6 protein-coding genes are annotated in these 6,339 nt (G+C 66.8%); 3 read left to right on the forward strand and 3 right to left on the reverse strand.

Features of this window, described 5'->3' with window-relative positions; all coding sequences use genetic code 11:
- A partial coding sequence (locus tag ACEN88_RS22100) for a hypothetical protein (protein WP_413343058.1) occupies positions 1-203 on the reverse strand: 203 nt, incomplete at its 3' end.
- A gap of 48 nt (positions 204-251) precedes the next feature.
- Between ACEN88_RS22100 and ACEN88_RS22105 the strand changes: the two genes are divergently transcribed.
- Together ACEN88_RS22105 and glk are read left to right on the forward strand one after the other, a co-directional pair.
- Positions 252-1,880 carry an alpha-amylase family glycosyl hydrolase gene (locus ACEN88_RS22105; RefSeq protein WP_413343060.1) on the forward strand — a complete coding sequence of 543 codons (1,629 nt, stop codon included), beginning with the start codon at positions 252-254 and terminating at the stop codon, positions 1,878-1,880.
- Positions 1,880-3,742: a glucokinase gene (gene glk, locus ACEN88_RS22110; protein WP_413343062.1), complete on the forward strand. Its 1,863-nt coding sequence runs from the start codon at positions 1,880-1,882 to the stop codon at positions 3,740-3,742. The genes ACEN88_RS22105 and glk overlap by 1 nt, the downstream gene beginning before the upstream one ends.
- Positions 3,743-3,776: 34 nt before the next feature.
- On the opposite strand, the gene ACEN88_RS22115 is transcribed toward glk, so the two are convergent.
- A complete protein-coding gene (locus tag ACEN88_RS22115) occupies positions 3,777-4,994 on the reverse strand; it encodes an MFS transporter (RefSeq protein WP_413343064.1) in 1,218 nt (405 codons plus the stop codon).
- Positions 4,995-5,068: 74 nt separating this feature from the next.
- On the opposite strand from ACEN88_RS22115, the gene ACEN88_RS22120 reads away from it, so the two are divergent.
- Positions 5,069-5,863: an AraC family transcriptional regulator gene (locus ACEN88_RS22120; protein WP_413343065.1), complete on the forward strand. Its 795-nt coding sequence runs from the start codon at positions 5,069-5,071 to the stop codon at positions 5,861-5,863.
- A gap of 131 nt (positions 5,864-5,994) precedes the next feature.
- Here the strand turns inward: ACEN88_RS22120 and ACEN88_RS22125 are convergent.
- Positions 5,995-6,339: hypothetical protein (locus ACEN88_RS22125; RefSeq protein ID WP_413343067.1), on the reverse strand; the 345-nt coding region annotated here is incomplete at its 5' end.

Here is a 6,339-nt window from a genome sequence, read left to right on the forward strand (position 1 = left end):
GCGGCCAGGCAGGAGAGCAGGGCGCCGGCGGCGCGGAGAGTCGTTCGGGTCATGATGGCAGGTGTTTTGTTGACGCGACAGGCTAACACTTGTTGATGTAGTTTGACTACCGGTTCGTGGCGATTCTTTTTGTGCGAAATATTGTAAGTCAATGATTTAAATGAAGATTTACTATAGACGTCGATTTTTGCGCCGATTGTCATCGAGGATTTCATCCTGTATATTGCGTAAAATTACTGGAGAGACACCACATGACCACTTCCTCGCACGACAAGAATCCGTGGTGGCGCGAAGCCATCATCTACCAGGTTTATCCGCGCAGCTATCTCGATACGAATGGCGACGGCGTGGGCGACCTGCCGGGCATCACCGCCAAGCTGGATTACATCGCCAGCCTGGGCGTGGACATCGTCTGGCTGTCGCCGTTCTTCAAGTCGCCGATGAAGGACTTCGGCTACGATATCGCCGACTACTGCGACGTCGACCCGCTGTTCGGCACCCTCGCAGATTTCGACGCGCTCGTCGCGAAGGCGCACAGCCTGGGCCTGAAGATCATGATCGACCAGGTGATGGCGCACACGGCCGAGAACCATCCGTGGTTCGTCGAGAGCCGCTCGAGCCGCGACAATCCGAAGGCCGACTGGTATGTGTGGTCCGATCCTCTCCCGGACGGCAACCCGCCCAACAACTGGCTGTCCGTGTTCGGCGGCCCGGCGTGGCAGTGGGACAGCCGCCGCAAGCAGTACTACATGCACAACTTCCTCGTGAACCAGCCGCAGGTGAACTTCCATAATCCGGCCGTGCAGCAGGCGCACCTGGATTCGCTGCGCTTCTGGCTCGAACGGGGCGTCGACGGCGTGCGCATGGACGCCTGCAACTTCCACTTCCACGACCGGACACTCCAAAGCAATCCGCCGGCGCTCGTGCGCGACACGTCGACCGTCACGGACGTGAACCCGTACGGCATGCAGGCGCACATCCACGACAAGACCCAGCCCGAGAACATCGCGTTCCTGCAAAGGCTGCGCAAGCTGCTGGACGAATACGGCGCCGTCGCGATCGGCGAAGTGGGCGCGGACGATTCGCTGGCCGTGATGGCCGACTACACGTCGGGCGGCGACAAGCTGCACATGGCCTACAGCTTCAACCTGCTCACGCCCCAGTTCTCCAGCCGTCATATCCGCCGCCAGGTCGAGGAATTCAATGCGCGGGTGAAGGATGGCTGGGCGTCGTGGTCGGTCGGTAACCACGACAGCATTCGCGTCGCCACGCGCTGGTCGGCCGGCGAATGGACCCCCGCACTGTCCAAGCTCGTGCTGGCATTGCAGCTGTCGCTGAAAGGCACGCCGTGCCTGTACCAGGGCGACGAACTGGCGCTGCCGGAAGCGGACGTGCCTTACGAGCTGCTGCAGGACCCGTACGGCATCACGTTCTGGCCGGAGTTCAAGGGCCGCGACGGCTGCCGCACGCCGATGCCGTGGACGAGCGCAACGCCGAACGCCGGCTTCACCACCGGCAAACCGTGGCTGCCGGTGCCGCCGGAGCATGTGGCGCTGGCCGAAGAGGGGCAGGACAAGGACCCGCAATCGACGCTGAACTTCGCGCGCAACATCATCCAGTGGCGCCGCGGCTTGCCGCAACTGACGCGCGGCGACATCGCGTTCTTCGACGTGCCGGAACAGGCGCTGGCGCTGCGCCGCGACGAGGAAGGCCTCCCGTCCGTGCTGGCCGTGTTCAACGTGACCAATGCGCCGCTGACCTTCGACTGGCCGGCAGCCGCCGGGGCGAAGAAGCTGGAAGGCCACGGCCTGTCCGGCGACGTGAACGGCACGACCGTCACGCTGCCACCGTACGGCGGCTGGTTCGGTACAATCGCATAATGGAAGAGCAACCAGACAATACACGTACGGCGTTCGCCGACGGCCCGCGCCTGCTGGCCGACATCGGCGCGACGCACGCGCGCTTCGCGCTGCAGACCGCACCCGGCACGTACCGCTCGGTGCGCGTGCTGAAGTGCGACGACTACTCGGGCATCGTCCCGATGCTGCGTTTCTACCTCGCCGAACACGCGGACACGCGCCTGCACCACGGCGCGCTCGCGCTCGCGAATCCCGTCGACGGCGACTACGTGCGCATGACGAACCGGCCGTGGGAATTCTCCACGGACGCCGTGCGCCGCGAACTCGGGCTGGACACGCTGCTGATCGTGAACGACTTCACGGCGCTGGCGATGGCGATCCCGGGCCTGAAGGAATCGGACCTGATGCAGGTGGGCCCCGGCAAACCCGTGCCGGGCGCCGTGCTGGGCGTGCTCGGACCGGGCACGGGCCTGGGCGTCTCCGGCGGCATTCCGACCGTCGACGGCTTCGTCACGCTCGGCAGCGAGGGCGGCCACGTCAACTTCGCACCCAGCGACGAGCGCGAGTTCGCGATCCTGCAGACCGCGTGGCGCGAATGGAGCCACGTGTCGAACGAGCGCCTGATCTCCGGTCCCGGCATGGAGATCATCCATCGCGCGCTCGCCGAGCGTAACAAAGTGGAGGCGCCCGCGCGCACGTCCGCCGAGATCATCACCGGTGCGCTCGACGACAAGGACCCGCTGTGCCTGGAAGTGCTGGAGTGCTTCTGCGGCATGCTGGGCGGCGCCGCGGCGAACCTGGCGGTGACCCTGGGTGCGTTCGGCGGCATCTTCATCGGCGGGGGCATCGTGCCGCGCCTGGGCGAGTGGTTCAGGACGTCGCCGTTCCGCACGCGCTTCGAAGCGAAGGGCCGCTTTTCGAGCTACCTGTCCGACATCCCGACGTACGTGATCTCGACGCCGCACGTGGCATTCGACGGTGTCGCGAACATCCTGTCCGAACACCTGCGCGGCCGCAGCGGCGGCAACACGCTGATGGACCGCATCCACAAGCTGCGCCCGGAACTGACGCCGGCCGAGCAGCGCGTGGCGGCCCTCGTGCTGGAACAGCCGCGCCTCGTGCTGAACGAACCGATCGCCGGCATCGCGAAGCTGGCGGACGTGAGCCAGCCGACCGTGATCCGCTTCTGCCGCTCGCTCGGTTTCCTCGGCCTCGCCGACTTCAAGCTGAAGTTCGCGAGCAGCCTGACGGGGTCGATCCCCGTGCGCCACAGCCAGGTGCGCGGCAGCGACAGCACGCACGATCTGTCCGCGAAGGTCATCGACAACACGATCTCGGCGATCCTGCAGTTCCGCGACCAGCTGGACGTGCGCGCCATCGACCGTGCGATCGAACTGGTGAGCCGCGCGAAACGGGTGGAGTTCTACGCGATGGGGAATTCGCGCGTGGTGGCGCTGGACGGCCAGCACAAGTTCTTCCGCTTCCGCATCCCGACCGCGCTGTACGGCGACTCGCATTTGTTCAAGCTGGCGGCCGAGCTGCTGGGACCCGGCGACGTCGTCGTCGCGATCTCGAACTCGGGCCGCCTGCCGGACCTGCTGTCGGCCGTCGAGGCGGCGCGCGCGGCGGGTGCCGACGTCATCGCGATCTGCAATAGCCAGTCGCCGCTCGCGCGCCGCGCGGACGTGCTGCTGGCCGTGGACCACGCGGAGGACAGCACGCACTTCCTCGCGATGATTTCGCGGATACTGCAGCTGCTCCTCATCGACATCATGGCGGTCGGGATCTCGGTCGACGTGCACCATGCGCGCGCGCTGCCGCCGGCGGCGGTGGAGGGGGAGGGCGAGGGACGCAGGGCCCTCATTTCGCACCTCGATAGTTGAACGCACGACGGGGTGATCGCTCACCCCGTCGTTGTCATTGACGTGCTTCGATCTTCGGCAGGAACGCCGCCAGGATCCCCAGCAACGGCAGGAACGACGCCAGCCGATACACCGTCTCGATCCCGGACACGTCCGCGAGATGCCCCATGGCCGCGGCACCGATGCCGCTGACGCCGAACATCAGTCCAAAGAAGATCCCCGCGATCATGCCGACCTTGCCCGGCACGAGCTCCTGCGCGAACACGACGATCGCGGAGAACGCGGACGACATCACGAGCCCGATCACCACCGACAGCACGCCGGTCCAGAACAGGTCTGCATACGGCAGCGCCAGCGTGAACGGCGCGGCGCCGAGGATCGACACCCAGATCACGCGCTTGCGGCCGATGCGGTCGCCGATCGGGCCGCCCGCGAACGTGCCTGCCGCCACGGCCGCGAGGAACACGAACAGGTACAGTTGCGCGGTGCCGACGGGGACGTGGAATTTCTCGATCAGGTAGAACGTGTAATAGCTCGACAGGCTCGCCATGTAGACGTATTTCGAGAACACGAGCATGGCCAGCACGGCCAGCGCGCGGATGACGGTCGCACGGGGCAGCGCCGGCCCCGCATGCGCGGCGGCCTTGCGCGTGATCGTCTTGAGGTGGCTGCCGTACCAGCGCGCGACGCCCACGAGCACGATCACGGCGACGAGGATGAACAGCATGAACCACGCGATGCGGCCCTGGCCGCGGCCCACGATGATGGCGGCGGCCAGCAGCGGGCCGAATGCGGAGCCGAGGTTGCCGCCGACCTGGAACAGCGACTGCGCGAAGCCGAAGCGTCCGCCGGACGCGAGCCGCGCCACGCGCGAGGCTTCCGGGTGGAAGGTCGACGAGCCGATGCCGATCATGCCCGCGGCCAGCAGCAGCATCGGAAACGTGCCGGCGACGGCCAGCAGCGCGACGCCGGCCAGGGTCACGCACATCCCGGCCGGCAGCAGGAACGGGATCGGGCGCTTGTCGGTGGCCAGGCCGATCCACGGCTGCAGCAGCGACGCCGTGCACTGGAACGTCAGCGTGATCAGGCCGACTTGCGTGAAGCTGAGCGCGAACTGCTCTTTCAATAGCGGATAGATCGACGGCAGCACGGCCTGCACGCAATCGTTCAGCAGGTGCACGAAGGCGACCGAAAACAGGATCTGGAGGACGGTCCCGGGCGCGGCGCTGGCCGGCCCGGACGCCGTGACGGAAGGCGAGGTGGGCGTGGTCATGATGATTTTCGATGGGATGGCTGGCCAGTGTAATATCGTCGATTCGAACGCATATTCCATTTATCATCGCCCAAGTGACAATCTCGCCTTCTCCCCGCTACCGCCAGAAATTCCGCAAGCTGCCGCGCAGCGTGACGGCCGTGCCGTCCGAAGTGCAGCACGGCGAACTGGTCGAAGCCCACAGCCACCCGTGGGTGCAGCTGCTGTACGCCAGCGAAGGCGTGATGCGGGTGCGCACGGCGCTGGGCGTGTGGATCATCCCGCCGCGCCGCGCACTCCTCATCGCGCCCGGCATCGTGCACGAGCTGACGATGCTCAGCCGGGTCAATATGCGGACGCTGTACATCGAGAAGGAGGCGGCCGGCCGCCTCGTCGACGGCTGCAAGGTGCTTGAAGTGAGTCCGCTGCTGCGCGAGCTGATCCTGGCGCTGTCGGCGGAGCCCGTCGACTATCCGCCCGGCGGCCGCGGCGAGGCGCTGGCGCGGCTGATCCTGTCGGAACTGGAGGCCATGGAGACGGTACCGATCGCCGTCCCGTGGCCGCGCGACCGCCGGTTGCAGGCCCTGTGCGCGGACATCATGGCGCATCCCGCCAGCCAGCGCCGGCTCGACGACTATGCGCTCGACGCGGGCGCCAGCGCGCGCACGCTGATCCGGCTGTTCCCGCGCGAGACGGGCCTGCACTACCGCCAGTGGGTGCAGCAGGTGCACCTGGCGCACGCATTCGAAATGCTGGCGCGCGGCGAGAGCGTGGGCAGGATCGCGGCGGCACTCGGCTATGCGAGCCCGAGCGCGTTCACGAGCATGTTCCGCAAGCTGCTCGGCAAGACGCCGCAGCATTACCTGGCAGAGTGGCGGGCGCGGGTGTGAAGCGATGAGGGGGAGGCGCCGCCGACCGGGGGAGGAGTGGCGCCACCGTCCGCGCGAACGGGCGGTGACGCTGCACGGTCAGCGGCAGCGTCCACGATAGACGCGTCGAATGGGGGCTGGTTTGTGGCCGATCAACGCGACTTCAGTTCGACGTTGCGGATGTTGCGCCGCCATTCGGCCAGCGATTGCACGGAATCATTGTCCAGGTCTTCAACGAGGATGTCGTCGCCCTCGTACGACACGAGGAAGCTGGCGCGGCGGTGCACGTTCTGCTTGCGGTCTTCCACGAAGCTCAGCTGATAGTACTTTTTTCCTTCGATGACGCGCGGGGTCGGATCGTCCTCGATGACGGCCCCGTGCGCCGCGCCGTGCGCGCGCCGTTCGATCTGCTCCGACCACGTCTTGAGTTCCGGCAGCGCCATCAGCGCGGCGATCGCCTGGTCGCGTGTGCGCGTGGGCGCGGCCGGCGCCTGGAC

Source organism: Massilia sp. CT11-108 (genome assembly GCF_047302915.1).
In the GTDB taxonomy this organism is placed as follows: domain Bacteria; phylum Pseudomonadota; class Gammaproteobacteria; order Burkholderiales; family Burkholderiaceae_D; genus Telluria; species Telluria orientalis.

What these genes read in the sequence shown, in the direction of transcription:
- ACEN88_RS22105 (WP_413343060.1), top strand. Translation starts at nt 252, where the DNA reads ATGACCACTTCCTCGCACGACAAGAATCCGTGGTGGCGCGAAGCCATC.
- glk (WP_413343062.1), top strand. Translation starts at nt 1,880, where the DNA reads ATGGAAGAGCAACCAGACAATACACGTACGGCGTTCGCCGACGGCCCG.
- ACEN88_RS22115 (WP_413343064.1), bottom strand. Translation starts at nt 4,994, where the DNA reads ATGACCACGCCCACCTCGCCTTCCGTCACGGCGTCCGGGCCGGCCAGC.